This is a genomic window from Candidatus Pelagibacter sp. Uisw_113, assembly GCF_047717815.1.
GTDB lineage: Bacteria > Pseudomonadota > Alphaproteobacteria > Pelagibacterales > Pelagibacteraceae > Pelagibacter.
Window position 1 is genome coordinate 79,330 of the sequence record NZ_CP159809.1, and the last position, 26,786, is coordinate 106,115.

Consider the following 26,786-nt stretch of genomic DNA (forward strand, 5'->3'; position numbering starts at 1 on the left):
GGGCCCTGTAGCTCAGTTGGTAGAGCATCGGATTGAAAATCCGTGTGTCACTGGTTCGAGTCCAGTTGGGGCCACCACCACCTCTCTTAAAAATTTAAAAATAAGGTCAACGTCTTTTTATATTTATGTGTTGAAAATTATTCTTAATTGTCTAAAAGACTGTTTATGATTATGAATATTATGTACAGAGAGACTTCAAGAAGTACTCATAGACTTTGTTTCCATAGCCTTTAGGCTATTTATTTATAATATAATTTTAAATCCACACAAAAATAATATAAAAACAAGGAATGCCTGCGTAGTATAACGGTTAGTACGATAGTTTGTGGAACTATAGGATTTGGTTCGATTCCAAGCGCGGGTACCAAAAAAAATGAATAAAGAAAATAAACTAATTCCTGGATTACCCTCAGGATTTGAAGACCGATGGGGCAAGAAATTAATTCTCAAGAAAAAGTTAATTAATATTATTGAAACTAATTTTATAAAATTTGGTTTTGCTGCTCTTGAAACTCCTTCATTTGAAATTTCAGAAAACATCGGATCATTTCTTGCAGATGATGATAATAATTCTATGTCTGACGTATTCTCATTTAAAGATGGTGAGAAAAATATTACTCTTAGATATGATTTATCAAGTCCGTTAGCTAGATTTGTTGCTCAAAACAATCAAGAATTACCTTTACCTTATAAGAGATATCAAATGGGCGATGTCTGGAGAAATGAAAAAGCGGGTAATGCTCGTTATAGAAGCTTTTTACAATGTGACGCTGATATAGTTGGTAACGTTAACCCAGCCCAAGCAAATGCTGAACTATGCAATTTAATTGCAAGTACACTTCTTGCCTGTGGTTTAAAAAAAGATCAGTTCGTTATTAACATTAGTAATAGAAAAATTGTTCAAGGTTTAATTGAAGACCTTAAAATATCTGAAGACAAAAAGATAAGGGTTATGAGAGCAATAGATAAATTAGATAAGCCTGGCTTTGGGTTAAGAGGAGTTGAAGACTTATTAAAAAAAGAAAGAGTAGATGTAAGTGGAGCTGTTACAAAAGGTGCTGACTTAACTGATGATCAAGCTTCACAAATAATCAACTTCTTAAAAGTAAAAGACTTAAAAGAATTAAAAGAAAATTTAAAAAACCCTTTATCTCAAGAAGGAATTAAAGAATTAGAAGATTTGTTGGAAATAGCAAGTTATGGAGATTATTTAGATCAAATAAAGACAAACTTTACAATTGTTAGAGGCCTTGCTTATTATGACGGATTTTGTGTTGAAACAAATTTAAATTTCAAAACAACAAACAACAAAGGTAAAGAAGTTGATATTGGAAGTATTTGTTCAGGTGGACAATATAATAAATTAATTTCAAGATTTAAGGGAGTTGATATTCCTGGAACTGGAATGAGTATTGGTGTTGACCGATTATTATTTGCAATGATGCAACTTGATCAAATTGAAGTTGATGAGAAAAAACCAGCTATTATTTGTGTAATGGATGAAAAGTATTTAAAAAATTATTATGAAATTTTAAAAGTTTTAAGAGACAATAATATTAACTCTGAAATATTTTTAGACAGTAAGAAAAATCTAGGCAAACAGTTAACGTATGCGAATAAAAAACAATGCCCAGTAGCAGTTATTTGTGGTGAAAATGAATTTAAAGATAATACGATTACTTTAAAAAACCTTTTAGGAGTTAAAGGTGAAAACAATCAAGTAACATTCCCAAAAGAAAATTTAATTGATGAAATCAAAAAATTTATCTGAAAAAATCCTTAGATCGGTTAAATCTAAAGGGTTTAAATATATTGATTTACCTTCAGTAATTGAAGCTAATCATATTGTTCAACGATCTGGAGAGAATTTTAGAAAGTTTATTTTTTCATTTACTGATCAAAATGGTAGTGAGCTTTGTCTAAGACCAGACCTTACAATAGCATCTTGCTTGAGATATTTAGAAAATAATCTTAAAGGAAAAGAGAAAATATTTTATAGCGGTCAGGCTTATAGAAAATCAAATAACAAAAAAGATTCTATTATTAGAGACCAAGTTGGCTTTGAGATCATTGGCTCTAAAGATGAAAAAAAAGATGATAAGGAAATTATTAATACAGCCTTAAAATCTCTGTCTAATTTACAATATTCATCAGGAACTTTAAAAATTGGTAATGTTGAGATTTTCAATTTATTAATTTCAAAACTAGATATCCCGAAAAGATGGAAATTAAGACTTTCAAGGCATTTTTGGAGAGAGTCATATTTCAATGACTTATTAAAAAGGTTAGAGACAAATTCTGATGTAGATCCAACAATTGTTGAAGTTGATAAAAAGAGATATCAAAAAATGTTAAAAGATAATCAGCAAACAGTAGTTGCGGGGAGATCAATTGAAGAAATCTTAAAGAGATTTGATAATAAGATTAAAGATCCAAGAAGAGCTAGTAGAGGTAAAAATGTTTCAAAAATCATTAAAGAGTTTTTAAAAATTAATTGTCCAATAGGACAAGCTGCTGGAAAACTTAATATCTTCTTTAAAAAAAATAAAATTAACTTAATTGTAGATCAAAAATATTTTCCAACCTCATTAAACAAAATTCAAAAATTAAATGTAGAGTTCTCAGCGTCTTTTGGGCGTCAATTAGAATATTATACAGGCATGGTATTTAAAATTGATATTAAGTCTAAATCTAAAAATATTAATATTATTAACGGTGGACGATACGACAAATTAATTTCAGACCTTGGATCAAAAAAACAAGTTCCAGCAGTAGGAGCTGCTTTAAATTTAAACTACTAATGACAAAAAATATTATTAATATTGGGATTCCAAGCAAAGGTCGTCTTAGAAAAGATATTTTAAAGATATTTAAAAAAAATAAATTAAATTTAGTCTCAGAAAGAGGTGAAAGAGATTTATTAGGATCTATTAAAAACTTAAATAATATTAAAGTATTATATCTTCATGCAAGGGAGATAGTTGAAAGACTTGGAGATGGCTCTTTAGATCTTGGCTTTTCTGGATATGATTTATTAAAAGAGAGCGAAGTTAATATTCAAAAGAAGATAAGTGTCGTTAAGAATTATGGATTTGGCAAAGCAACATTGGTTGTTGCTATCCCGGACCCTTGGATTGATGTTCAAACAGTTGCTGATTTAGAAGAGATTGCTTTTGAATTTAAAGATAAAAAGAAAAAAAGATTAAGAGTAGCAACAAAATATCCCAATTTAACAAGAGAGTTTTTGTTTTCAAAAGGAGTTACTCAATTTAAGTTAGTTAGTAGTTTAGGGGCAACTGAAGCATATCCTTTTACTGGGTCATCAGAAATTATAACTGATATTACTTCATCTGGTGAAACTTTAAGAGCAAATAACCTTCGAATTCTTAAAGATGGTGAAATTTTAAAGTCAGAGGCCTGTATGATGGTTTCAAAATCCTCTTTAAAAAATGGTTTGGTTAAAAAATTAGTTAAGCTACTTTCTAAGTAGAGTATCCTTAACGTAAATTAAAATAATCTTAATAATATCAAGGTTTCTAAGCACCGCATAAGTTGCAACAATAGCTCCTATAATAAGTAGTATTTTTAATATTAAGATTAATTCCATAGAGACAGTTTTAAATAATTACATATATAAATCAAATTTTTACTATAAAATATCTCATAGAATCATGGACATAATTTTACTAACGGTTTTAGTCTTATTACTAGGAGTTGCTTTAGCAATCCTTTATCTAAACTTAAGATCTAAGTCAAAAGATGAGAGTGAAAATAAAGAAGCTGAAGAGATGGCTAATTTAAAGACAGAAATTACTTCATTAAAAGATACCTTAAATACTACTATTAATACCTCACTTGGTTCAATGTCGACTTCATTTAACAACCTATCAACTGGGGTGACTAAAGATATGACAGAGGCCTTAACAAAAGTTGATGAAAAAGTAGGAAACTTTAATAGTCAGGTCGAATTATTAAATAAAAGCCAAGAAGGTATAACAAAAATTTTAGCCGGAGTTAAAAAATATGGAACTCTTGCAGAGTTTTCATTGGATGCTTTAATCAAAGACTTATTACCAGCTTCACAATTTCAGACCAACGTTAAGATGAAAGAAGATACAGGTGAAAATGTAGAATTTGCAATCAAACTTCAGGGCGATGTAATGGTACCTGTAGACTCGCATTTTCCAGTTGAAAAATTTAAAGCAATTACTGATGGTTATGATGCTGATGACAAAAAAGCTGTTGCAGATGCAAGAGCAAAATTAGCTGCTGCATTTAAAGCAAAAGCTAAAAGTGTTAATGAAAAATATATTGTTCCACCAAAAACTACAGACTTTGCAATTGTTTATGCCCCAACTGAAAGTTTATATAAAGAATTAACTGAATACCAAGATCCAACTACTAAAGAATTATTAACTCAAGAATTAATGAAAAAATATAAAATTGTAATCTGTGGTCCTAATACCCTTTCAGCTTATTTACAATCTTTGCACATGGGCTTTCAATCATTAAAAGTTCAAAAGGGTGCAACCGAAATCTATGATCACTTAAAAACAATTAGTTCAAGATTTGGAAAACACTTTGATAATATAGTTTCTCTAAGAAAAAAATTAGAAGAAGCAATGATTGTTGTTGATAAGTTTGGAACAGATGCAAGATCGATCAGTAGAAGCCTAGAAAATATTAAAGATCCTGAACAAGTTGATAAAGCTGTTCAAACAGAAAACGTAGAAAAATTTGTTGACCATTCAAAACAAGCAAAAAATTAATTTCTTTTTTCCCTCAATACCGCTTATAACAAACTATATGCAGTGGAATAATAAATTTACTTATCCAAAATCCATGAGGTCAATGGTGAGTGGTTCAAGAATGTATGCTGTAAATCAACAAAAACTTCCATCAGTAACTTCCATATTACAAGCAACACAAAGTGAAGAAAAAAAAGCATCTCTTGCAAATTGGAAAGCAAGAGTGGGCGCTGCTGAAGCAAATAGAATTAAAAATGATGCTTCAAGTAGAGGCACATCAATGCACTCTCATTTAGAAAAATATCTATTAGGTCAATTAAATTTAGAATTATTAGAAGAAGAAAATAAATCTAAAAAAATGGCAGATGAAATTATTGAACAAGGAATTAAAAATAAATTGTCAGAGATTTGGGGAACTGAAGCCACATTGTACTATCCAGGAAAATATGCTGGAACGTGTGATGCTTGTGGAGTGTATGAGGGGCAAGAAACTATCATTGATTTTAAACAGTCCAACAAACCGAAAAAAGAAGAGTGGATTGAAGACTATTATCTTCAATTAGGGGCTTATTCATTAGCTCATAACGTTGTTTACAACTCAAACATCACCCAAGGAATTGTCCTGTTATGTACGGTTGATAATTTATTTCAAGATTTTAGAATTCAAGGTATTAAACTAGAAGAATATCAAAATAAGTTTTTAGAAAAAGTCGAACAATACTATCACCAAAGGAATATGAACTAATATGAATTTAGCAATATGGGACATTGAATCTAGTAGCGCCAATACTTCATGGGGAAGTATTATCGAAGTGGGTGGTATTTTAGTTGATCCAAATTTTAAAGAATTAGATCGTTTTAATTTTAGATGTAGATTGCCAGAAGGAGAAGTTCCTCAAGCAATGGCCTTGATAGTTAACAAAACTAGTGTTGATTTATTAACTAAAGGAAATTTAAGTCACTACCAAATGTTATCTCAACTAGAAGCAACATTTAAAAAATGGAGCCCAGCAATGTTTATGGGTTGGTCAAACATTGGTTTTGATGACGAGATGATAAGAAACGAATTCTTTAGAGGAATTAGATATCCATATATTACAAATGCAACTCCCAACAAAAGACATGATGGTTTAAACATTGCAAGAGGTGCTCATGCAGTCGATGAAAGTGTTGTAAAAACAGAAATAAATGCAAAAGGTAATGCAGTCATGAAACTAGAATCGTTAGCTAGAATGAATGGATTTGAATCTAGTGGAGCTCACAGTGCTTTATTTGATGCAGAGTTAACTGTTAAAGTTTTAGGTTTAATCAAAAAAAATCAACCTCAAACATGGGATACATTTTTAAGAACAGCAAACAAGAGTGATACCGAGACAATATTTAAAACAGAAAAAATGTTTACATTAGCTGAATATCATTTTGGTAAAAATTATAGATTTGTAGTTGCACCACTTCATCCAAAACATTGTATTCACCCAATCTATCAATGGGGCCAAGCTTTTGATCTTAAAATTGATCCTATTCCATTATTTGATATGTCAATTTCTGAACTTAAAAGTGCTATTAAAAAATTAAAGTTTTTAAGAACTATAAGATCAAACAAAGCTCCTATAATTTTAGATGCAAGTTATGGATTACAAGTTGAGCCATATAGCAAACTTGATCCTGATTTAATTAAAGAGCGTGCAAAATTAGTAAATAGTAATGAGAAATTTTCTCAAAATATTTTAACAGTATTAAGAGAGACTGCTGAAGAAAAAGCACAATTTGATTCACAGGTTGATTTATTAGCAGAGGAGACAATTTATAAAAAATTTACACCTCAAAAAGACACAGCTTTATTTCCAAAATGGCACGCAGCTTCTTGGAAAGAAAAATTAATTTTATTAGACAAATTTGAAGATGAGAGAATGGTAAGCTTTGGAAAAAAGATAATTTATCAAGAATCACCGGATGCACTGCCTGCTGATATGTTTAAGACTATTAAACGTGGAATAGCAGAAAGAATATTAAGTGATGAAAAAGAAAAATGGTGGACATGCAAAGAATTTTATTTTGAGTGCGATAACTTAAGAGATAGATATACCAACGAAAAAGACGAGAAAAAGCTCAAGTTTTTAGACGAAATTAATGAGTTTGTTGAAGGTATTCAAAAAAAATATGAGCAGGCATAATTAACCTTTGTTAATTAACTAAAAAAATCCCTTTTTACATATTGAATAAATAAAATAAAAATTTATATAAGAACCATGCTTATAGATTTTAAAGACGAAGAATTTGAAACAAAAATTAAGAATGAAGATATCTCTGTAGTTCAATTTTCTGCAGAATGGTGTGCTCCATGTAAGAGTCTCAAACCCATCATGGATAAGTTTTCAGATAGCTACAAAGATAAAGCTAGCTTTTATTATGCTGACATTGAAAATGGTGGAATTAACACTGGTTCAGCTGCTGGTGTAAGAGGTGTGCCAACTGTTATTGTTTACAAAAAAGGTGTCGAAGTAGATAGAAAAGTTGGTGGAGTTGCCGAGAGCCAAATGAAAGAATTTCTAGATAAGAATATCTAGTTTAAGTTTAAAATTTCTCCCGCAAGATACAAAGACCCTGTAATTAAAATAATATCATTTTCTTGAAGATCAATTGAGCTAATTGCTTGTTCAACAGAATTTTTGTAACTGATATTTTCAAAATTTTTAATTTTCTCTTTAAGTTCATTCCCCTTAATAGCATTAGGTTGATTGGGAATATCAATTGTTGTTAATGATTTAATATCTTTAAAGTAACTCATATATTCATTGTGGTCTTTATTAGCCATCATTCCTAAAATGATATGTTTGTTACAATTTAAACTTTGAAGATATTTATTTAATACTTTTGCCCCAAGTGGGTTATGAGATCCATCTACAAATAACAAGTTATTAGTAATTAAATCTTTTAATTTTCCAGATTTTAACTCTTGAAGCCGTGCGATACTTTCTATTTTAGTAATACCACTCTTAATATGTTCGTCAGTTATTTTATAATCTGTTAATTGTCTAGCAGTTGCAATTGCAGTAGAGACATTTTCTAATTGAAATTCTCCAGGTAAATTAGGTTTTGGAAGTTTAAGAGCACCAAATTCATCTTCAAAATAAAAAAAATCATTTTCTTTTAATGTAAAATTATAATTTTTATTAAAGATTATTTTTTTAGATGAATTATCTTTAATTGTATCTTCAATACTTTTGCTAATTTCATTTGAGCTTTGTTTTGCAACAATGATTTTAGAGTTTAATAAAGTGGATGTTTTTTCAAATATTATTTTGTCAACAGTTTGCTCTTCTTTTGGAAGCCAATCTAAGTGATCAAGACCAATAGCCGTTACAATACTAGCTAAGTTTTTCTTTAAAATATTGGTTGCATCAAATCTATGGAATAGACCTGACTCAATTAAGTTAATGTTTTCAGGGTATTTCTTTGCATAATGAAGATAAGCAACAGTTAAAATTTCAAAGAAAGTAATTTGTGTTTGATTATTAGCTTCTTCTATTTCAGAAAAAAGATTGGCCAGTTCATCATCTGTTAAAGGCTTATTGTTAAAGACAAATCTTTCGTTAATCTTTTGAATGTGAGGGCTAGTATAAATATTACATTTATAATTTGCTTCTTTTAAAATTGCATAAAGTGCTTGGATTGTTGAAAACTTTCCGTTTGTTCCAACAATAGAAATGCAATTAATTTCGTCTTGAGGATTACCTAATTTTTCTAAAAGATTTCTAGTTCGATCTAGACTTAGATCAATCTCTTTAGGATGCAGCTTTTGTAAGCGTTCTACTATCTTCTGAAGTTTCATTTTCTGATAAATTTATAGCAGAATTTTTCTTTAACAATATTGATAATAATGAACCAATTTTTTCTCTTAGATCTTTTCTCTCGACAATCATATCGATAAATCCTGATTTCTGAACGTACTCACTTCTTTGAAAGCCTTCTGGTAACTCTTCTCTCACAGTTCCTTGAATTACTCTTGCTCCTGCAAAAGCTATAAGAGCCCCTGGTTCTGCTAAGTGTAGATCACCTAACATTGCATATGAGGCTGTAATTCCACCAGCGGTTGGATCAGTTAGCACAACAATGTAGGGTAAATTATTTTTCTTTAGTTCGTTAATTGCCAGTGTCGTTCTTGTCATTTGGCTTAATGATATAAGACTTTCCATCATCCTCATTCCACCACCAGAAGTAAACACTACAAAAGGTTGTTCATTTTCTATTGCATGTTGAATTCCATATAAAAAAGCCTCACCTTCTGCAGCACCAATTGAGCCACCTACAAAATCAAAATCAGATGCAATCGCTGTAATTTTTAAATTTAGAATATTGGTATTAACAACCATCATTCCACAATCCATTCCAGTTTTTTTTCTAGCAGCTTTTAGTCTATCTTTATAAGGTTTTGCATCATTCCAATTTAAAGGGTCGTCTTGAGGAATGGGAGTTTTTAAAACTTCATAATTATTTTTGCCAAATATAATATCAAATCTCTGACGTGGGCTTATTCTGTGGTGTTTGTTACAAGATGGGCAAACCCATAAGTTTTCTTCTAAATCTTTTTTTAAGATAGGCCCCTTACAACATGAGGTCCAATCACTATTAGCTATTTCAGTTTTGGTTGCACGTTCTTTAATGATGGTTTTTATCTTCTCACCAAATCTTAAAGTTTTTTTAATCCAATTCATGCTATTTTATTTCTTAAGTTTAACACAATATTAGTTACATTTGTGACAGGATTTTGGCGTTTTTTAATAGAATTTGATATTTCTTTACACAAAGCACTACCAACCACTAATCCATCAGCTTTTTTTAAAGATGCTATAGTTTTTTCAGTTATCCCAAAGCCTATTACAATATTCTTATTCTTATTAAGTTTTTTAATCTTACTGTAACGCTCTAATATTTTTTTAGGTGAAACCTTTAGTTTACCACCAGTTGTTGAGAGCATACTAATATAATAAACCATATCATGTGAGTCTTTTATAATCTTTTTCATTCTGCTCGGAGAGGTAGTAGGAGATACTAACTGAATAAAACTAATACCTTTTTTCTTACATTTTTTTGCAAATTCTTTATTTTCTGGATAAGGAAGATCGACAACAATTAATCCATCTACACCTACTTTTTTACAAATATTTATAAAGTTATTATCTCCATATTGATAAATCATATTATAATAACCCATCAATATTACAGGCTTTGATTGTTTTGATTTTTTAAAATCTTTAACTATTGAAAAAACATCTTTAATTTTAATACCATTTTTTAAAGCTCTATAAGCACTAGATTGAATCTGACCACCATCTGCAATTGGAGTGTTATGAGGAAATCCTATCTCACAAATATCAGCATATTTTGCAATTGATTTTAATATCTCAAGAGATTTCTTTTTAGTATTATCTCCAGCTACTGTGTAAGTTAGTAATGCAGGTCTTTTTTCAGTTTTTACTTTTTTAAAGGCTAAGTTAATTAATGACATCTTAGTTAATTTTTCCTAATCTTTCTTTTAAAATATCACGATCTTTTTTAGCATCACCACAAGAGTTTACTATAATAATAGTATCTTTGCTTAATCTTGGAGCAATTTTTATCGCTTCAGCAAAAGCATGACATGGCTCAAGACTTGGATTTATTTTTTCAAGTTTTGTAACTAGTTTGTATGCATTTAAAGCACCTTCATCAGTTGCAGATGTATATCTTGCTCTCTTAGTATCTTTTAAGAAACAGTGAATAGGTGATACTCCAGGATAATCTAATCCAGCAGAAATAGAAGCAGTATCATTAATTTGTCCTTCACTATTCTGACAAACATAGGCTGCTGCTCCATGCAATATTCCAAGTTTAGCACCATTAGTTAGAGGTGCGGCATGTAGTTTTGAATTTTTTGGTCCACCAGCTTCAACACCAATTAATTCAATTTGTTTTTTATTATAATCAATAAACTCACTCCAAAAACCATAAGCTGAACTTCCACCACCCACACAATTAATAAGTTTAATTTTTTTAGGTATTTTTTTAAACTCAGACTGTATTTGAATTTTTAACTCTCTTGAAATTTGAGCTGTACTCCAGCCACAAATTTTAACAAATATATTAGGACCAACTGTTGACCCAACACACATATGGGTGTTATCACAATTTGAAACCCAATAACGCATACACTCACTAACTGCATCTACTAATGTTTGGCTTCCTGAATAAACGGGTACAACTTCCGCACCATTCTTTTTCATCGCGTCCACATTAGGTTTTTGCCTCTTTATATCTTTTGCACCCATGAATATTTTACATTTAAGACCAAACTTTTTAGCAGCCATACTTAGCATCTTTCCTGCATAGCCTGCACCCGTATCACCAACGACATATTTTTTTCCTGCCTTTTTAGCAATAAGGCAATGAACTGTTGCATTATAGATTTTATGGGCTCCTCCGTTCGCCTCTGATACCATTTTGGCATATATTTGGGCTCCACCTAGGTGATTAGATAGGTTTTGAAGCTTAATAAATGAAGTGGGAGAGCCTATGTAATTTTTAAAGTAATAGTCTCTTTCTTTGAGAAATTTCTTATCATGTCTAAGCTTTTTAAAAAGTTCTGTTAAGTCTTCAATGGGCTTTTTTAAAGTTTCAGGTATAAAATTACCACCAAACTTACCACCCCAAAATCCACGTTTATTGTGCTGATCAATTAAAGGAATTTTACTTTTAAGTTTCATTGTTAATTAGTTTAATTTTGTTTAAAAAAATATTTATTTTTGAAATATCTTTTAATCCAGATGTTTCTAGACCTCCAGAAATATCTATAATGTCTGCTATTTCTTTATAATTTTCAAGGTTATCTTCAATTTGAATATTTCCAGCTAGCATCAACTCTTTATTAATTTTAATATTTTTAATTAGTTGATGATCGAAGGACATACTTTTTTCATAACCTTTACTGTCAAATAGCACTATGTCTGCAAGTCCATTATATTCTAAATATTTAACTGTATCGTTTTGATTCCTTATAGTTATCGCAACAATAATCTTTTTATTATATTTTTCTTTAATCGATTTAACTTCAAATGGAGTACAATCATAAAGTTGATAATAGTCAAATGGTAAATCTTTTATTTTTTCTAAAATATTTTCACTAGGCTTAACTAATACAGCAACATATTCTGATTTTCTTTTATCAACTTTTAATAGCTCTTTAAGTTTATCATGTTCAACAAATCTTTTTGATTTAGGCCAATTACAAATAAACCCTATCATCTTAGGTGGGGCAGGATGGGTAGTTAAAAATTCTAAAGTTTTAGAATCAGAGATCCCACAAATCTTGCAGGGCTGGATCATTGATTTAAATGATTTATCAATCTTTTAATATTATTTTTAATATTACCTTTTACTAATGATCTTCCCATTACAATACCAGAAACTTTGTTTTTAAAAGCATCATTAGGAGTCATTACTCTAGATTGATCATTTGCATCATCACCAGGTAGTCTTATCCCTGGTGTGACAATAAATAAATTTTTATACTTTTTCCTAACTATTTTTGCCTCTTGTGCAGAACACACAATACCTGCTGCACCAGATTTTTTTATAAGACCAGCTTGTTTTAATACTAATTGTTCTACAGTTTTAGTATAACCAATTTCTTTAAGTGATTTGTTGTTAAGACTTGTTAAGATTGTAACTCCCAATACTTTTAAATTTTTATTAATTGTTTTGGCTTTTTTTGTAATGGACTTAAGCATCTCAAGTCCACCGCTTGCATGAACTGTGATGTATTTACATTTTTTTAAATCTTTTATACTATCTATTGCAGATAAAGCAGTTTGTGGAATATCATTTATCTTTAAATCTAACCAATAATCTTTTTTAAAATTTTGAAGAAAAGCTCTCCCATTTTTTGAATAAAAAAACTGTAAGCCAAATTTTGGAATTATTTGAAGTTTATTAGTTTTAGTGTGATTGATTATTTTTTTTATTTCTTTTAAGCTTGATGAATCACAAGCTACGAAGATATTTTTATTCATCATTGTTTAATTTTTTAAACATTTCTTTTGCCATTTTAAAGTGAATTGTTTTTTTTTTAGGTGTATTTACTTTCTCTCCAGTTTTGGGATTTCGAGAAATTCTGGCTTTTTGAATATTTGTTGAAAACATACCAAAGCCTCTTAATTCGACACGATCCCCACGTTTGAGAGCTTGTTTAATTTCATTCAGAATAATGGACATAACTTTCTCAAGATCTTTTTTGAGAAAATTTGGATATGATTTTTTGAGTTGGTCTAAAAGCTTTGATTTTACAATAGCCAATTTTTTATTCTTCTTTTTTCTTTTTCTCTAAATCTTCTGATAATGATGAGAAAGGTAAGTTTTTACCACTTGCCTCAGAACCATAAGTGTCTAATGCTACTTTTCTTTCAATTTCTTCAAGTAATTTAATGCTCAAAGTAACTTTTCTTTTATCAAAATCTAATTCTTGAATCGCACAGTCAATTCTTTCACCACCTGTAAATCTTGCAGGTCGTGCATCAGCAATATTGATGGCAATAGCAGATTTTTTGATAACAAAGTTCATTTCACAACCTTCTGGTCTAACAACTAAACCTTTGTTATCAGTTGAGATAATTTTAACAGTGATAGCTTCCTTAATTTTCTTATCTGCAAACCAATCAAATGGATCTGAAAGGGTAGCTCTATGAGAAACTCTAACTTTCTGTTCATCTATCTGGATTTGTAAAATTTTTACTTGAATCTTATCACCCTCTTTGTATTTTTTTAGCTCTTCTTCACTTTGTTCATTAAATGTTAGATCATTGCAATGAAGGAAACAATCTAGTTCTGGAAAATCCTCTGTAGCAACAAATAAAGCATATTCATTTGAGCTTTTTACAGTCATCTCACAAACATCTCCAATTTTGTATTTGTTTTCAAATACTTTAAAAGGATTTTCTTGAGTTGCCTTATAACTTGCAGCAATTCTTCTTTTATCTTTATCTACATCTATTAATTTTACTGTAATTATCTCTCCAAGTTTAAAAAGCTTTTTGGCAGTGAGATTCTTTTTTAAATGTGAAAGCTCTGAATTATGTAGCAATACTGTTAAGCCACTCGAGTCAACAAATTCTCCAAATAAACCAAAGTCTAAAAATTTAATTACTTTAATTTGATAATTTTCATTAATCTTGTATTTGTCAACTTCCAAGAATGGATCTGGAGACAACTGACGTATACTTGTAGAAATTTGGAGTTTTTCTTTATCTATTCCAATTATTAAAAGATCTTTAGCGTCTCCAATATTTAGCACATCTTCTGGATGAGATATTCTACTATAAGATAATTCCATTAAATGAACCAAGGTATCCATTTGCTCACCATCTATTGAAAAGAATGCTCCAAAACTTGTGAAACCCTTACACACACCTTTAATTTTTTGTCCAACTTCAAACTTATCAAGTAATTTAACCTTATCTTCTTTTTTAAATGAAGAAATAATTTGTCTTCTAGAAACGCAACAATTTCCTCTAATCTTATCAAGTTTTATTACAGCTAATTTTAATGGTTCATTCATCAGATGAGAAATATCCTTTAATGGAGTGTCAGAAATTTGTGATCCTGGCATAAACATTAACGACCCTGTATCAATGTGCTCACAAATTACCCCACCTTTACACTTGGAGGTAATTTTTCCCATAATAGGTTCATTTTTTTCAAAAGCCTCAACTAACTTGTCCCAACCTTTAATTTTTTGAGCTTTAGTTGCACTTACTATTACTTCTCCATTTTTATTTTCGATTCTCTCTAGTAAGACTTCAAGTTTGTCACCAAGTTTAATATCTTGATAAAGTCCCATTGTTTTTAACTCATTAATATCAATAACTGGTTCTGATTTTAAACCATTAATATGTGCCCAAATGTATTTGTCACTTATCTTAGTAACTTCTGCAGAGTAGATTTTTCCCTCTTCTATCTTAGTTTTTGAGAACTGTCCGCTGAGTAATTTTTCAAATTCTTGTGAAGCTGTTGTATCTAGGTTGTTATAAATTTCCATTAAGCTTTTATTATCCTATCCATAATTTTTTTTATTTTTAAAAAGCAAGATCTTTTAGATTCATTTTCCGAAGATATCAAGTATTGATCCTTTGTTCTTTTTAATGGTGATATTTTTCTATCATAGTCACTTTTATCACGCTTTTTGATGCTTTTTAGGACCTCATTTAAGGATATTGCTTTATTTAATTTTTTGAGTTCTTTGTATCTTCTTAGTGCTCTAGTTTTAGCACTTGCTGTTATAAAAAATTTAAAATCTGCATTGGGCATAATATTATATGTAATATCCCTACCATCAATGACTGATCCCTTATATTTTTTTGGAGGATTATAGGCACACTTTATTTGAAAATCATGTGCTAATTTTCTAATTTTAACATCTTTTGCTATGACTGATGCGGTAGTGCCAACCTCATCAGATAGCAGTTTTTCATTCCGTAAATCAGACATTTTTAGAGACTTCATTTTTTTTAAAATGAATGTGTAATTAAATCTTTTTGGGTTTTTTATTTTTAGAAGAGCCAGGTGCCGATATATTTTTCCACTATCGAGGTAAAATAAATTATAATTTTTAGATATTAATCTTGCCTGCGTTCCTGCACCAGCTGCAGCAGGAGAATCAATGGCTACTTGCAAATTTTTTTTTTTATATTTTTTCATTAATTTTAATTTTCATTTAAGTTTTTTATTATTTTTAAAAAAGAAGGGAAGGAAGTATTTATAGAATCTTGATCATAAATTTTCCATTCCCCTCCACATGTTAATGCAGCAATTGTACTCATCATAAAAACTCTATGATCTTTTAAATAATTTTTAATTGTAATGAGTTTTTTAATTTTCAGGTTTGGGTTGCCATATATTTTAATAGAGTCTTTAGTTAGCTTTGTTTTGATGCCCATCATGTTTAAAATTTTTGCACCCCAATCTAATCTTGGACTTTCTTTTTTATTCAATTCAGACAAATCTTTAAAGTGTGAAATGCCTTTAGCTTTTGCAGCAACTAAAAAAATAATTAAAAATTCATCAATAGCGCTAGTATTTAATTTTGAGGGGCAGTTTATTGCCTTAAGATTATTTGAACTTTTTATTAAGATATCAGAAACTTGCTCACCTTTATAGTTTCTTAATTTTTCTAATTCAATTTTAGCACCCATTTTTTTTAATATTTTGATAACACCAGTTCTTGAGGGATTGACATTTACATTCCTAATTAATAGTTTTGAATTGTTGGCTAAAGTTGTAAGCACCATAAAGAAAGCAGCCGAACTAATATCACCAGGTATTTTATAATTAAATGCTTTAATTTTTTTTGGTTTTTTGATGTCTATAAAATCATATTTCTTAGTCTTACTTATTCTTATAGGAATCTTTAAATATTTAAAAAGTAATTCAGAGTGATTTCTTGATTTTTTGGCTCTGATTGATGTTGTGCCAGAAGCGTTAAGAGCCGCAAACATAACACTACTTTTAACTTGAGCAGAACCTTTATCCTCAAAATAATTTATGCCTTTGATGTTTTCTGAACCTAAAATTGATAAAGGTAGTTTATTTTTTATTTTATAGTAAAATTTAGCACCAAATTTTTCAAGTGGATTAGTTACTCTTGAAAAGTCTCTCTTAGATAGACTTTTATCACCAATTAATTTGATCTTATGTGGAGATCTTATTAATAACCCTAGCACTAACCTTCCAAGCGTTCCCGAGTTTTCTGCATTTATTACTAAATTATTTTTATATTTGAACCCACCAATCCCATTTCCAAAAATTTCACAATAATTTTTATAAATTTTAACTTTAATTCCTAATTTTTTTATTGTTTCTAATGTTGCAATTACATCTTCTGACATTAGTAGATTATATGCTCTGGATATTCCTTCAGCTTGAGAAGCCAGTAAAACCCACCTAATGCTTAAGCTTTTATCAGCACTTACATTAATTTTTTTATTATAACTTTGAATTTTTTTTTTAATAAAAATTATATTTTTCATCAAAAAAATTATTTAAATTTAAAGTTTTTCCCAAAATAATATTTGTTTGCATTCTCGTTACTCATCAATTCTGAAGGAGTGCCATGAGCAATAATCTTAGAATTTGATAAAATAACTGCTTTGTCACAAACAGCCAAAAGATCTCTAGCTTGGTGATCGGTCACAATTATAGTTAAGTTAAAATCTGTTTGAAGTGTAACAATAACATTTTGCAACATTTGTATAGTTTGTGGATCAAGCGCAGCCAAAGGTTCATCCATTAATAATATTTCTGGATTTCCAATCAGCCCCATTGCAATCACTAGTCTTCGTTTTAACCCTCCAGACAAGTTCTTAGATTCTACTTTTCTTACTGCATCTAATTCAAATTTAGAAATTAATTCATCTATTTTTAACTCCCTTATTTTCTTGTCATCTATCATTATTTCAGCAACCGCTTTAAGGTTTTCCTCTGAATTTAAAGAAGCAAATAACCCTCCGTATTGAGGGATAATAGAAATTTTAAATTTTCTAGATCTCAAATATATAGGATAATTCGTTACATCTTGATCTTTAATTTTGATAGAACCATGATTTGGTTTGAGTAGACCAGAGATAATATTCATAATTGTAGATTTCCCTGCTCCGTTTGGTCCTAACAATCCTAATATTTGACCTTTTGGAACATCTAAAGAAATATTATCTAACAGTTGATAGTTTTTATCAAAAGATATGGAAACATTTTTTAAAGAAATTATTGGTTTTTCTTTTTTAAATGAGGTTATTCTAAATTTTTTTATAATTGCCATTTAGTTTTGATTAAAAATTTTTATTTTGTTATTATCATTTTCCATAAAAATCTTAGAATTTTTAGTGATTAAGTCAATAACAATTCTATCTGCCATTAGTTTTGTATCTAGATTTTTATAAACTACTTGATTTTCCATCGTTATTAAATTCTGTTCAAACAAAAAATTAAGATTTTCTCCTGATAGATGATGATTCAGATATTTTAATTCTATATTTTTTGAAAAATTTGTTTTAAAGTTTTCATTATCAAATATTGCCTCAAGAGAAGTTATTGTTAAAAATTCTAAGTTTTTTAGATATATTGTTGCAATAACATTTTTCATATAAATTACGTTTGTATTCGCATCTTTAATTTCACCTTTTTCTGCAGTGATTTTATATCTGTTGCCTTCATTATCATAATTTTCATACTCTACATTTTCCAGTATATTAGAATCTTTTTTAGTTTTACTTTTATTTGTGTTTATTAATCCATTATTATTTTTTGACTCAATTAACTGTTCAGGTTTTTTAGATATATTTAAATTTTTATCTTTATAGAAATAATAATAAACTGTAAAAATTGAGATAATAATAGCTGAAAGAAGTAGAAAGACTTGAATTACAAATGAACTCTTCATTAGTAAATATTGGAACCAAGAATTTGATGTATATGTATTATCCCAATTGTTTTACTCTTTAAGCCCTTTTTATGAACGCATAGAGAAGTCACTTTTTTTTCATTCATTATCGAGAGAGCTTTTTCCACCAAACTATCCTTTTCAATACTTACAGGTTTTTTTGTCATTACATTTTTTACAAATAGTGATTGTAAATCTTTATTTTTTTCATTTGATCTTCTAATTTGTCCATCAGTAATTATCCCAGTTGTAAATCCTTTTCTATTCTTGACAATAAGTACACCTAATTTTTTTTGTGAAATTATTTTTAATGCATTTTTCATTTTTAAGCTTTCGTCTATAAATGGAATTTGTTTTCCAATGGTCATTAAATCGCTCACATTTCTTAATTTCTTACCAAGGTTTCCTGAGGGATGAAATTTTTTAAAGTCTTTTCTGCTTATTTTTTTTTTATTTAGAGTTGCCACTGCTAATGCATCGCCAATACTCAGCTGATTGATTGTACTAGAGGTTGGTACAATTCCAAGACCAGCCTCAGTCACTTCTGGTATAAGAAGTTTAATATCAGAAGCATTATATAATACTGAATTTTTTTTAGACATAATACCAATAAGAGTAATTTTATTTCGATTTGCGTATTTAATAATGTTTTTTAATTCTTCTGTAGAGCCTGAGTAACTTATCAAGATTAAAATATCTTTTTTTGAAATACTACCAAGATCTCCATGAGAGCAATCATTTGCAGATAGTGAAAATGAAGGAGTTCCAATAGAAGACAGGGTAGCTGAAATTTTAGCAGCTATTAGTCCACTTTTTCCAACACCACATAGGATAACCTTAGATTGACATTTTGAAATTGCTTCTATCGCATCATTGAAAGTATTATTAATTGAATTCTTTAGTTTCTTTAAGGCTTTAATCTCTAGATCGATTACATTTTTTGCAATTATTTTATAATTTTTTTTTTTCATTTAGTGAGACCATATATCGTCTTTAAATAAAGCTAAATCAAGATCAACTCTAGTTTTTAAAAATGTTAAGCAGCCCTTATATAAATCAACTCGCTTTTCTCTTACGAGAATTTTATTTAATTCTTCATGAATTTTATGCAAATAAATAACATCATTGGCGCAATATTTTAATTGTGCTGAAGATAGTTCGCCTCCAAAATCTGAACTTTGAAATTGTTTACTTACATCAACGTTCATAAATTCTTTAATTAACGTTTTTAGGGAGTGACTATCTGAATAGGATCTTGCTAATTTTGAGGCAATTTTTGTATCAAGAATATTATTGGTCTCTGTCTTTAGATAATGTTTTATGTGAGCCATGTCCGCTCTACCATAATGAAATATTTTTGTTATTGACTCATCTGAGAGAACTTTGTTTAAGTTTGGTGCATTATAATTTGACCTGTCTAACTGAACAATATGAGCATCAGAATTACCAGTTGATATTTGAATAAGACATAAAGGATCACGCTTTACATTGAGACCCATAAACTCTCCATCAACTGCTATAATATTGCCTAAATCTAAATCTTCTGGTAGATCACTCTTGTGAAGTTTAATATCAATATTCATTTTTAATTATATATATATGAAAGCAAAAAATTGTCTAATTTTTGGCGGTAGCGGTCAAATAGGTCGTCATTTAATAAGAAAGCTTACTAAAAATAATTATAAAGTAACTGTGGTTACTAGAAACCTTCATCAAAAAGGATATGCAATAAAGACCCAAGCTAATGCAGGCTACATAGATATTGTTGAAGCTAACATCTTTGATGAAAAAAAAATTAGAAAGCTTTTCTCTCAAACTGATATTTGTATTAATTTAATTGGTATTTTGTATGAAAGTGGCAAGGGTAATACTTTCAAAAATATTCACTCTATTTTTCCGTCTATTTTAGCCAAACTATGTAAAGAATATAAAGTTCAGCAATTTATTCATTTGTCAGCATTAGGGATAAACAATGCAATAGATTCAAAGTACGCAAAGAGTAAATTAGATGGCGAACTTAGTATTCAAAAAAACTTTCCTTTAGCAACAATATTAAGGCCATCTGTAGTTTATTCAGTTGATGATAATTTTACTACAACTTTTATGACTTTACTAAGTAGGCTTCCGTTCTTTCCACTTTATTATAATGGATTGACTAAATTTACCCCAATACATTGTTCAGATTTAACAGATACAATTTATCATGTTGTCTCTAACAATATTTACTCTAAAATTGTAGAGTGTGTTGGGCCTGACGTGTTATCTTTAAAAGAAATTTTAAAAAAACTATTATATTTAATGGGTAAAAAAAGATTATTAGTTCCTTTACCTCTTTTTGTGGCAACTATGTCTGCTAAAGTATTTCAATTATTTCCAAAGCCACTTTTAACAATAGATCAGCTTACACTTTTAAAATATGATAATGTTCCTTCAGGCAAATATCAAACAAATGCTGACATTGGAATTCCAAGCACAAGAGTATTTGATAATGAAGTAGAAAAATATAGCTATATGTGGAGAGAAGGTGGGCAATTTTCTACAAAAAAATATAACTCTACTAATTCTTAATAGAATTCCCCACACTAAAATTGTATGATTATCTATGATAATTAATATTATTTATTTCTTAATATTCTCAATTTTCACTCTCCTAATTTATCTAATCATAAAATCTCTGATCAGAGGGATTAATGGAAAGAATAAGAAATAAAAATAAAATTAATTAAATTTAAAAATTATTAACCAGTATTAATTTTCTTATCAATATATTGAGTTGCCTCTTCATCTTTATCAGCTACAGGCTCTTCTTTTCTTCCTTTTGGCTGATAAGCATATAGCAAATGAAGCTTGCAATATGAAAAGTCTTTCAGAGATGATCGTCCACAAAAATAAAATGATTCTTCTTCAGGATGACCAACAGGCCATTTACAAGAGCTCTCATCTAGTTCTTCTAATTTCTTAGGATTTTCTGGTTCAAAATCTTTTTCAATAATTAAGGATTGAAACTTGCTTTTTCTACCTCTTCTTTGTTTGGAGGAGTTTTCTTCCGAACTATTATCAAAATTTTGACTTGAAGATGCATTTCTAGTTTTAATTTTTGATGATAAATTTAATCTATGAGCTTTTCCAATTACTGCATTTCTGCTAATACCACCGATTATTTCAGCGATTTGGCTTGCAGTACTTCCTTTGCCCCAAAGTTCTTTTAACTTTTCTACTTTTTCCTCGTTCCAGCTCATATTCTATATTTAGTGTGTTAATTAGTTTTTATAACTATATACAGATCACACAAGATTAAAAAAAAGACAATAGATTTTTCTGTTTTATGCACATCTTTTTTTAAAATTTATATATGATTACTTATGGTTGAATTGAATAAAAAATATCATATCGGAGTTAAAAAGTTTGGCTTTGTAAATTGGATTGGCTTTAAAAGTCTATGGCTTAAAGAGTGTAATAGGTTCATGGTAGTTTGGCAACAAACATTGCTATCTCCACTTGTATCAAGTCTATTATTTTTATCAGTTTTATCCCTAGCTTTAGGCAATAATAGAGGGGATGTACTCGGTTATTCTTTTATAAGTTTTTTAGCACCCGGCTTAATTGCAATGAGTATTTTGGGTCAATCATTCAGTCATTCAGTTTCTTCATTGATGATTGGAAAAATTCAAGGAAACATTGTTGATATGCTTTATGCACCATTATCAGCACTTGAAGTTTCAATGGCAATAATACTTGCAGCCTTAACAAGAAGCTTTTTAATAGCTACAATTTCAATAGGTGTTTTTTCTCTAATAGTTGAAATACCAATATATAATATTTTATATATTTTTGCCTTTGGTTTTTTAGGAGCATTTATTTTAGGAAGCTTAGGTTTTATTACCGGTCTTTGGGCTGAAAAGTTTGATCATACGGCAACAGTGACTAATTTTGTTATTACACCCCTAAGTTTTTTATCTGGAGTATTTTATTCAATAGATAAACTGCCACAATTTTTTCAAACGATAAGTCATATTAATCCATTTTTTTATATGATTGATGGTTTTAGATATGGCTTTTTAGGTAAGTCAGATGGTTCAATAAATATAGGATTGATATATTTATCAATACTAAGTGTTTTAATTTGGTATGTAGCTTTTTTTCTTTACAAAAAAGGTTATAAAATTAAATCTTAGTTAATGAGCGCTTTAGCAAAAAATTATAACAGAAGACCAATTTCCTTTAAGTATGGCAAAGGAAGTTTTTTATATTCTACTAATGGAAAAAAATATTTAGACTTTGTTCAGGGAATAGCAGTTAATTCCTTGGGGCATGCAAACCCATATTTGGTAAAAGCAGTTAATAAGCAATCTAGAAAACTTTGGCACGTTTCTAATGCGTTTATCATTCCGGAGGGAGAAAAATTAGCTAAAAGATTAGCCAAAAAAACTTTTGCAGATTTTGTTATTTTCCAAAATAGTGGAGCAGAAGCTACAGAGGCTGCTATTAAAGTTGCTAGAAGATATTTTTATTCGATAGGGCAACCTTCAAAAAATAGAATTCTTTGTGTTAAAAATTCATTTCATGGAAGAACATTAGCTACAATTTATGCTAGTGGATCAAAGAAGATGACGGAGGGTTTTGGACCAAAAGTTGATGGATTTGACCATTTTGAATTTGGAAATCATAAAGATTTTAAAAAAAAAATAACAAAAAAAACAGCTGCTATTATGGTTGAAACTGTGATGGGAGAAGGAGGAATTAAAGCTATACCCAATTGGTGTTTAAAAGAATTAAGAAAAATTTGTGATAAGAAAAAAATTTTATTAATTTTAGATGAAGTTCAGTGTGGAATTGGAAGAAGTGGAAATTTTTTTGCATTTGAAAATTCAAAGATTAAGCCTGATATTGTACCAATAGCAAAAGGTATTGGAGGTGGGTTTCCATTGGGTGCGGTCTTAATGAATAAAAAAGTAGCATCAGGAATGACAGCTGGAACTCATGGGTCAACATTTGGTGGCAACCCACTGGCTATGTCTGTTGGAAATGCTGTTTTAGATCAAATATTAAAAAAAGGATTTCTTTCAAATGTTAAAATATTATCAAAATACTTTCATTCAGAATTAAATAAATTAAGAAAGGAATTTCCTAAAGTAATTAAAGAAGTAAGAGGTGTTGGTTTACTAATAGGACTACAACTTCATAATGATCAAACAAAATTTGTACAGAAACTAATGGATAATAAATTATTAACAATTAGAGCAGCTGAAAATGTTATTAGAATATTACCTCCTCTAAATGTTAAAAAAGAAGAAATAAATATAGCAATAAAAATTATTAAAAAAGTGTGCTCTACTTATAAATAAAAATGAAACATTTCATCAACCTTAAAGACATACCTTCAGCAGACCTTAAAAAGATCATCGCTGATGCAAAAAAAAGAAAACAAAAAAGAAAAAATTATAACACTCTAGAAATTGATAAGGACAAACCTTTAAAAGGTAAATTGCTTATTCAAATGTTTGAAAAAGCAAGTTTAAGAACACGATTAAGTTTTTATCTTGCAATAAAACAATTAGGTGGAGGAACCATAACTCTTAGAGCCAACGAATTACACTTAGGAAAAGGTGGAGAAAGTCTAGCAGATACAGCCAAAATCTTATCGACTTATGGAGATGGTTTTATGCTGAGAACTGATAGTGATGAAAAAATAGCAGAATTTAGTAAATATTTAAAGATACCTGTAATAAATGGTTTAAGCCCATCATCTCATCCAACGCAAGTGTTATCAGATATTTTTACTGTGGAAGAAATTAAAAAAAAATCTATTTCCAAATTAAATATTTGTTGGATTGGAGATTCAAATAATGTTCTGAATAGTTTGATTGCTGCTTCTGTTAAATTTTCTTTCAACTTAAATATCGGCTGTCCCAAGAATTATGAGCCTAAGAAATTCGTATTAGATTGGGTTAAAAAAAATAAAAGAAAAATTCATATTTTTAATGATGCAAGAAAAGCAGTTAAAAATGCTGATATAATCTTTTCAGATAAAGTAATTTCATTGAATGATAGAGTTAATAAAAATAAAAAAATTAAAGATTTTAGAAACTTCCAAATTAATTCAAAATTGATGAGTTTTGCTAAAAAAGACACAACTTTTTTACACTGCCTCCCAAGGGGAGAAGAGGTTACAGGAGATGTTTTTTTGGGAAAAAATTCTGAAGTATGGTTACAGGCTCTGAATAGAGTGCATGTTCAAAAAAGTATTTTATTGTACTGTTTTGGGAAATTAAGGTAGCTGTTTGGGGCTATCACTGCTTTGATTTAAATATTTAATTACAGAGGCTCTGTCTTTCTCTTTTCTTAAACCAGCATATGACATTTTAGTTCCTTTTAAATAAGAAGCCGGTTTTTTTAAGAATCCATTTAATTCTTCAAATGACCAATCTTTACCATATGAAGCTAAAGCTTTAGAGTATTTATAATCATCTACTCCACCAACCGCTCTACCAACAACATTGTACAATGCGGGGCCAATTTTATTTTTTCCACCTTTATTTATTGAGTGGCATGCTGCACATTTTTTAAAAATTTTCTCACCAGAAGCAATATCGCCTAGTGCCATTATAGCTGTAATATTTACTTTTTGTACGACATCAGCAACTTGAGATGTTGTAGAGGCTAGTTGTCCTTCTACTTCAACTTTATACCCGGGGTTTTCTGGTTTATTCACATGAAAGACACCATCTGCAATCTTTCCCAAACCGATTACAAGTAGTGCAACCATTAAAATTGCTGCAATAATTTTATTAAGTTCGAACGAATCCATATAATTATTATTATTTTGCAGATATAACATGATAATTAAAAAAATACTTAACTTTTAATTTTTTAATTTTGCGTCTGTTAGACGCATAAGTTGGTAAATTTACAATGGCTAAAACATTAATATTAATCCCATCGAGAATGTCAGCAACTAGATTGCCAGGTAAGCCACTTTTAAAAATTAATAATTTATCAATAATTTCTCATGTTTTTAAAAAGGCAGAGGAAGCAAATATTGGTGAAGTAGTAGTAGCAACAGAAGATAAAGAAATACTTGATGATGTTGAAAAAAATGGAGGCAGAGCTATTTTAACTGGTAGCACTCACAAGACAGGTACAGATAGAATTTTTGAAGCTTATGAAAAACTTAATATTAAAGACATTGACTTTATACTAAACCTCCAAGGAGATGAGCCAAATATCGATAAAAATGATATTATAAATTTAAATAATTTTATGATTAATAGTAGTTCTGAAATTGGAACACTAGCAGCAGAAATTAAAAGCGATAAAATGTTAAATAATCAAAATGTAGTTAAGGTTATTACGGAGTCAAAACTAGAAAAAGATAATTTTCCAAAAGCATTAAATTTTACTAGAGATAGTTTTTCAAAAAATAATCAAAATATTTATCATCATATTGGAATTTATTCGTACAAAACAAGTATATTAAAAAGATTTGTTAGTCTGGATCAAACTTCAAATGAAAAAAAAAATAGATTAGAGCAGTTAAGAGCATTAGATAATAATTTGAAAATCAGTGTTGCTTTGGCAAATTTTTCTCCTATAGGTGTGGATACAAAAGAAGATTATCTGGCTATAAAAAAAATTATGGAATATAAATCATAAAAATGAGCAAAATTTATTTTCAGGGCACATTTGGTGCATATTCACATCTAGCAGCGTTAGAAATAGATCCTAAGGCAGAGGTAATTCCATGTAAAACATTTGATGAATGTTTTTTAAAAACATCTCAAGATAAAAAATCGAGAATGGTAATTCCTGAATCAAATAGAATTACAGGAAATATTGGAATCGAATATCTTATTTTTAAGTATAGACTGAATATTTATGCTGAACATTTTCATAAAATTGAACATAATTTATTAGGACAACCAGACAGTAATTTAAGTGATATAAAAGATGTCTATTCTCACTCTCAAGGCTTATCTCAATGCTCTAAATTTATTAAAAAAAATAATTTAGTTGAGCATATTCGTGCTGACACTGCTGGTTCAGCTGAGACAATTTCAAAAACTAAAATTAAAACTGAAGCAGCGATTGCCTCTTCTTTGAGTGCAGAAATTTATGATCTAAAAATACTTTCAAAAAATATTGAAAATGAAGAGGGTAATGCCACAAGGTTTTTGGTAATGGGCAATGAAGTTTTACAGCCTGATTTTGGTGACAAGAAATATATAACTTCTTTTCTATTTAAACTGAAAAGTAAGCCTGCAGCTCTTTATCAATCATTAGGTGGCCTTGCGATAAATGGAATTAACCTTACAAAGCTTCAAAGTTATCCAGAACAAAATTCATTTGAGTCATACTTTTTCTTATGTGATTTAGAAGGCCATATCGAAAATCTAAAAGTGCAAAAATCTTTAGAAGAATTAGGACTTCATTGTCAAGATTTTCACGTACTAGGTGTTTTTGAAGCTGATAAGTTTAGAGAAAAATAACTTAGAAACTTTTCTTGTAGAATAGAAAACATTACTGTTATAATAGTTTTGGAGGCTAGAGGTGAATACTGCTTGAACCCGACCAGA

At 29.3% G+C, this 26,786-nt stretch carries 29 protein-coding genes and 2 tRNA genes; 15 read left to right on the forward strand and 16 right to left on the reverse strand.

Features of this window, described 5'->3' with window-relative positions:
* Position 1 precedes the first annotated feature (1 nt).
* From ABXT39_RS00395 to ABXT39_RS00435, 9 genes are all read left to right on the forward strand, one after another.
* A tRNA-Phe gene (locus ABXT39_RS00395) sits at positions 2 to 77 on the forward strand.
* 215 nt (positions 78 to 292) lie between these two features.
* Positions 293 to 367: transfer RNA gene (locus tag ABXT39_RS00400), tRNA-His, on the forward strand.
* 6 nt (positions 368 to 373) lie between these two features.
* Entirely contained in the window at positions 374 to 1,771 is a 1,398-nt protein-coding gene (hisS, locus tag ABXT39_RS00405; RefSeq protein ID WP_415295164.1) for a histidine--tRNA ligase, read from the forward strand.
* Positions 1,749 to 2,801: an ATP phosphoribosyltransferase regulatory subunit gene (locus ABXT39_RS00410; protein ID WP_415295165.1), complete on the forward strand. Its 1,053-nt coding sequence runs from the start codon at positions 1,749 to 1,751 to the stop codon at positions 2,799 to 2,801. The genes hisS and ABXT39_RS00410 overlap by 23 nt, the downstream gene beginning before the upstream one ends.
* The gene (hisG, locus tag ABXT39_RS00415; protein ID WP_415295167.1) at positions 2,801 to 3,490 is read left to right on the forward strand and encodes an ATP phosphoribosyltransferase; all 690 of its coding nucleotides are present in this window, start codon (positions 2,801 to 2,803) and stop codon (positions 3,488 to 3,490) included. Before ABXT39_RS00410 ends, hisG begins: the two co-directional genes overlap by 1 nt.
* Before the next feature lie 181 nt (positions 3,491 to 3,671).
* Complete coding sequence (locus ABXT39_RS00420) at positions 3,672 to 4,769, forward strand: DNA recombination protein RmuC (protein WP_415295169.1); 1,098 nt, start codon at positions 3,672 to 3,674, stop codon at positions 4,767 to 4,769.
* A gap of 37 nt (positions 4,770 to 4,806) precedes the next feature.
* Positions 4,807 to 5,493, forward strand: coding sequence for a hypothetical protein (locus ABXT39_RS00425; protein ID WP_415295171.1), 687 nt, complete (start codon positions 4,807 to 4,809; stop codon positions 5,491 to 5,493).
* Between the two features lies 1 nt (position 5,494).
* The gene (locus ABXT39_RS00430; protein ID WP_415295172.1) at positions 5,495 to 6,922 is read left to right on the forward strand and encodes an exonuclease domain-containing protein; all 1,428 of its coding nucleotides are present in this window, start codon (positions 5,495 to 5,497) and stop codon (positions 6,920 to 6,922) included.
* Positions 6,923 to 6,997: 75 nt separating this feature from the next.
* The gene (locus ABXT39_RS00435; RefSeq protein WP_271482804.1) at positions 6,998 to 7,315 is read left to right on the forward strand and encodes a thioredoxin family protein; all 318 of its coding nucleotides are present in this window, start codon (positions 6,998 to 7,000) and stop codon (positions 7,313 to 7,315) included.
* Here the strand turns inward: ABXT39_RS00435 and ABXT39_RS00440 are convergent.
* The 14 genes from ABXT39_RS00440 to ABXT39_RS00505 are packed head-to-tail and all read right to left on the reverse strand — an operon-like array spanning position 7,312 to position 19,796.
* Positions 7,312 to 8,580: a bifunctional folylpolyglutamate synthase/dihydrofolate synthase gene (locus tag ABXT39_RS00440; RefSeq protein WP_415295173.1), complete on the reverse strand. Its 1,269-nt coding sequence runs from the start codon at positions 8,578 to 8,580 to the stop codon at positions 7,312 to 7,314. The genes ABXT39_RS00435 and ABXT39_RS00440 overlap by 4 nt on opposite strands.
* Positions 8,534 to 9,463: an acetyl-CoA carboxylase carboxyltransferase subunit beta gene (locus tag ABXT39_RS00445; protein WP_415295174.1), complete on the reverse strand. Its 930-nt coding sequence runs from the start codon at positions 9,461 to 9,463 to the stop codon at positions 8,534 to 8,536. The genes ABXT39_RS00440 and ABXT39_RS00445 overlap by 47 nt, the downstream gene beginning before the upstream one ends.
* On the reverse strand, positions 9,460 to 10,257 hold the full coding sequence (gene trpA, locus ABXT39_RS00450; RefSeq protein ID WP_415295176.1) for a tryptophan synthase subunit alpha: 798 nt from the start codon (positions 10,255 to 10,257) through the stop codon (positions 9,460 to 9,462). Before trpA ends, ABXT39_RS00445 begins: the two co-directional genes overlap by 4 nt.
* 1 nt (position 10,258) lies before the next feature.
* The gene (gene trpB / locus ABXT39_RS00455) at positions 10,259 to 11,491 is read right to left on the reverse strand and encodes a tryptophan synthase subunit beta (RefSeq protein WP_415295178.1); all 1,233 of its coding nucleotides are present in this window, start codon (positions 11,489 to 11,491) and stop codon (positions 10,259 to 10,261) included.
* Complete coding sequence (locus ABXT39_RS00460; protein WP_415295180.1) at positions 11,481 to 12,110, reverse strand: phosphoribosylanthranilate isomerase; 630 nt, start codon at positions 12,108 to 12,110, stop codon at positions 11,481 to 11,483. The genes trpB and ABXT39_RS00460 overlap by 11 nt, the downstream gene beginning before the upstream one ends.
* The gene (pyrF, locus tag ABXT39_RS00465; RefSeq protein WP_415295182.1) at positions 12,107 to 12,799 is read right to left on the reverse strand and encodes an orotidine-5'-phosphate decarboxylase; all 693 of its coding nucleotides are present in this window, start codon (positions 12,797 to 12,799) and stop codon (positions 12,107 to 12,109) included. Before pyrF ends, ABXT39_RS00460 begins: the two co-directional genes overlap by 4 nt.
* Positions 12,789 to 13,079: an HU family DNA-binding protein gene (locus tag ABXT39_RS00470; protein WP_415295184.1), complete on the reverse strand. Its 291-nt coding sequence runs from the start codon at positions 13,077 to 13,079 to the stop codon at positions 12,789 to 12,791. Before ABXT39_RS00470 ends, pyrF begins: the two co-directional genes overlap by 11 nt.
* A 4-nt stretch (positions 13,080 to 13,083) precedes the next feature.
* Complete coding sequence (locus ABXT39_RS00475) at positions 13,084 to 14,817, reverse strand: S1 RNA-binding domain-containing protein (protein WP_415295185.1); 1,734 nt, start codon at positions 14,815 to 14,817, stop codon at positions 13,084 to 13,086.
* Complete coding sequence (locus tag ABXT39_RS00480; protein ID WP_415295186.1) at positions 14,817 to 15,476, reverse strand: (d)CMP kinase; 660 nt, start codon at positions 15,474 to 15,476, stop codon at positions 14,817 to 14,819. Before ABXT39_RS00480 ends, ABXT39_RS00475 begins: the two co-directional genes overlap by 1 nt.
* Before the next feature lie 5 nt (positions 15,477 to 15,481).
* On the reverse strand, positions 15,482 to 16,804 hold the full coding sequence (aroA, locus tag ABXT39_RS00485; RefSeq protein ID WP_415295187.1) for a 3-phosphoshikimate 1-carboxyvinyltransferase: 1,323 nt from the start codon (positions 16,802 to 16,804) through the stop codon (positions 15,482 to 15,484).
* Between the two features lie 8 nt (positions 16,805 to 16,812).
* The gene (locus tag ABXT39_RS00490) at positions 16,813 to 17,592 is read right to left on the reverse strand and encodes an ATP-binding cassette domain-containing protein (protein WP_415295188.1); all 780 of its coding nucleotides are present in this window, start codon (positions 17,590 to 17,592) and stop codon (positions 16,813 to 16,815) included.
* Positions 17,593 to 18,213 carry an LPS export ABC transporter periplasmic protein LptC gene (gene lptC, locus ABXT39_RS00495; RefSeq protein ID WP_415295190.1) on the reverse strand — a complete coding sequence of 207 codons (621 nt, stop codon included), beginning with the start codon at positions 18,211 to 18,213 and terminating at the stop codon, positions 17,593 to 17,595.
* A complete protein-coding gene (locus ABXT39_RS00500; protein WP_415295192.1) occupies positions 18,213 to 19,184 on the reverse strand; it encodes a KpsF/GutQ family sugar-phosphate isomerase in 972 nt (323 codons plus the stop codon). Before ABXT39_RS00500 ends, lptC begins: the two co-directional genes overlap by 1 nt.
* On the reverse strand, positions 19,185 to 19,796 hold the full coding sequence (locus tag ABXT39_RS00505; RefSeq protein ID WP_415295194.1) for a ribonuclease D: 612 nt from the start codon (positions 19,794 to 19,796) through the stop codon (positions 19,185 to 19,187).
* Positions 19,797 to 19,812: 16 nt separating this feature from the next.
* Here ABXT39_RS00505 and ABXT39_RS00510 point away from each other — a divergent pair, with 16 nt between their 5' ends.
* Complete coding sequence (locus tag ABXT39_RS00510; RefSeq protein ID WP_415295195.1) at positions 19,813 to 20,781, forward strand: complex I NDUFA9 subunit family protein; 969 nt, start codon at positions 19,813 to 19,815, stop codon at positions 20,779 to 20,781.
* Positions 20,782 to 20,951: 170 nt separating this feature from the next.
* On the opposite strand, the gene ABXT39_RS00515 is transcribed toward ABXT39_RS00510, so the two are convergent.
* Entirely contained in the window at positions 20,952 to 21,452 is a 501-nt protein-coding gene (locus ABXT39_RS00515; protein WP_415295197.1) for a GcrA family cell cycle regulator, read from the reverse strand.
* Between the two features lie 123 nt (positions 21,453 to 21,575).
* Here ABXT39_RS00515 and ABXT39_RS00520 point away from each other — a divergent pair, with 123 nt between their 5' ends.
* Genes ABXT39_RS00520 through argF form a run of 3 tightly spaced genes read left to right on the forward strand, consistent with a single transcriptional unit; the run spans position 21,576 to position 24,490 of the window.
* Positions 21,576 to 22,388: an ABC transporter permease gene (locus tag ABXT39_RS00520; protein ID WP_415295199.1), complete on the forward strand. Its 813-nt coding sequence runs from the start codon at positions 21,576 to 21,578 to the stop codon at positions 22,386 to 22,388.
* 3 nt (positions 22,389 to 22,391) lie between these two features.
* The gene (locus ABXT39_RS00525) at positions 22,392 to 23,558 is read left to right on the forward strand and encodes an aspartate aminotransferase family protein (protein WP_415295201.1); all 1,167 of its coding nucleotides are present in this window, start codon (positions 22,392 to 22,394) and stop codon (positions 23,556 to 23,558) included.
* A 2-nt stretch (positions 23,559 to 23,560) separates the two neighbouring features.
* Positions 23,561 to 24,490 (forward strand): ornithine carbamoyltransferase, encoded by a 930-nt coding sequence (gene argF, locus ABXT39_RS00530; protein WP_415295202.1) that lies wholly within the window; start codon positions 23,561 to 23,563, stop codon positions 24,488 to 24,490.
* Here the strand turns inward: argF and ABXT39_RS00535 are convergent.
* Positions 24,482 to 25,021, reverse strand: coding sequence for a c-type cytochrome (locus ABXT39_RS00535; protein ID WP_415295203.1), 540 nt, complete (start codon positions 25,019 to 25,021; stop codon positions 24,482 to 24,484). The two genes, argF and ABXT39_RS00535, sit on opposite strands and share 9 nt — an antisense overlap.
* 104 nt (positions 25,022 to 25,125) lie before the next feature.
* On the opposite strand from ABXT39_RS00535, the gene kdsB reads away from it, so the two are divergent.
* Together kdsB and ABXT39_RS00545 are read left to right on the forward strand one after the other, a co-directional pair.
* On the forward strand, positions 25,126 to 25,866 hold the full coding sequence (kdsB, locus tag ABXT39_RS00540) for a 3-deoxy-manno-octulosonate cytidylyltransferase (protein WP_415295205.1): 741 nt from the start codon (positions 25,126 to 25,128) through the stop codon (positions 25,864 to 25,866).
* Between the two features lie 2 nt (positions 25,867 to 25,868).
* Positions 25,869 to 26,699: a prephenate dehydratase domain-containing protein gene (locus ABXT39_RS00545; protein WP_415295207.1), complete on the forward strand. Its 831-nt coding sequence runs from the start codon at positions 25,869 to 25,871 to the stop codon at positions 26,697 to 26,699.
* Positions 26,700 to 26,786: the final 87 nt, after the last annotated feature.